Source organism: Burkholderia sp. BCC1972 (assembly GCF_905339605.1).
Taxonomy (GTDB): domain Bacteria; phylum Pseudomonadota; class Gammaproteobacteria; order Burkholderiales; family Burkholderiaceae; genus Burkholderia.
This window is the reverse complement of the sequence record NZ_CAJPGH010000075.1, coordinates 1-1,025: the sequence shown is the minus strand read 5'-3', so window position 1 is coordinate 1,025 and position 1,025 is coordinate 1. Positions and strand designations below refer to the sequence as shown.

Below are 1,025 nucleotides of genomic sequence, written 5' to 3'. Positions count from 1 at the left end.
CGCGCGCTCGACGCCGCGCACCACATCCACCCGTTCTCGGACATGGGCGCGCTGAACCGCGCCGGCAGCCGCGTGATCGTCAAGGCCGACGGCGTCTACCTGTGGGACTCGGACGGCAACAAGGTGATCGACGGGATGGCCGGCCTGTGGTGTGTGAACGTCGGCTACGGCCGCAAGGAGCTCGCCGACGCCGCGTATCGCCAGCTGCAGGAACTGCCGTTCTACAACACGTTCTTCAAGACCACGCACCCGCCGGTGATCGAGCTTTCCGCGATGCTCGCGGAAGTGACGCCGGCCGGCTTCAACCACTTCTTCTATTGCAACAGCGGCTCGGAAGGCAACGACACCGTGCTGCGCCTCGTGCACCAGTACTGGCGCGTGCAGGGCAAGCCGCAGAAGAAATACGTGATCTCGCGCAAGAACGGCTACCACGGCTCGACGATCGCCGGCGGCACGCTCGGCGGGATGGGCTACATGCACGAGCAGATGCCGTCGAAGGTCGAGCACATCGTGCATATCGACCAGCCGTATTTCTTCGGCGAAGCGCAAGCAGGCGAGACGCCGGAAGCGTTCGGCCTCGCGCGTGCGCAGCAGCTCGAAGCGAAGATCCTCGAACTTGGTGCGGAGAACGTCGCGGCGTTCATCGGCGAGCCGTTCCAGGGCGCGGGCGGCGTGATCTTCCCGCCGTCGACGTACTGGCCGGAAATCCAGCGGATCTGCCGCAAGTACGACATCCTGCTGGTCGCCGACGAAGTGATCGGCGGGTTCGGGCGCACCGGCGAATGGTTCGCGCACCAGCACTTCGGCTTCGAGCCGGACCTGATCACGATGGCCAAGGGCCTGACGTCGGGCTACGTGCCGATGGGCGCGGTCGGCATTCACGAGCGCGTCGCGCGGCCGATCATCGACAACGGCGAATTCAATCACGGCCTCACGTACTCGGGCCACCCGGTGGCGGCGGCCGTCGCGGTCGCGAACCTGAAGCTGCTGCGCGACGAAGGCATCGTCGAGCGCGTGAAGAACGA

1 protein-coding gene is annotated in these 1,025 nt (G+C 66.0%); it reads left to right on the top strand.

Annotated features, from left to right (window positions below; genetic code table 11):
• Positions 1-1,025, top strand: a 1,025-nt coding sequence (locus tag U5798_RS36850) for an aminotransferase (protein ID WP_322084876.1), incomplete at both ends; no start/stop codon positions are given.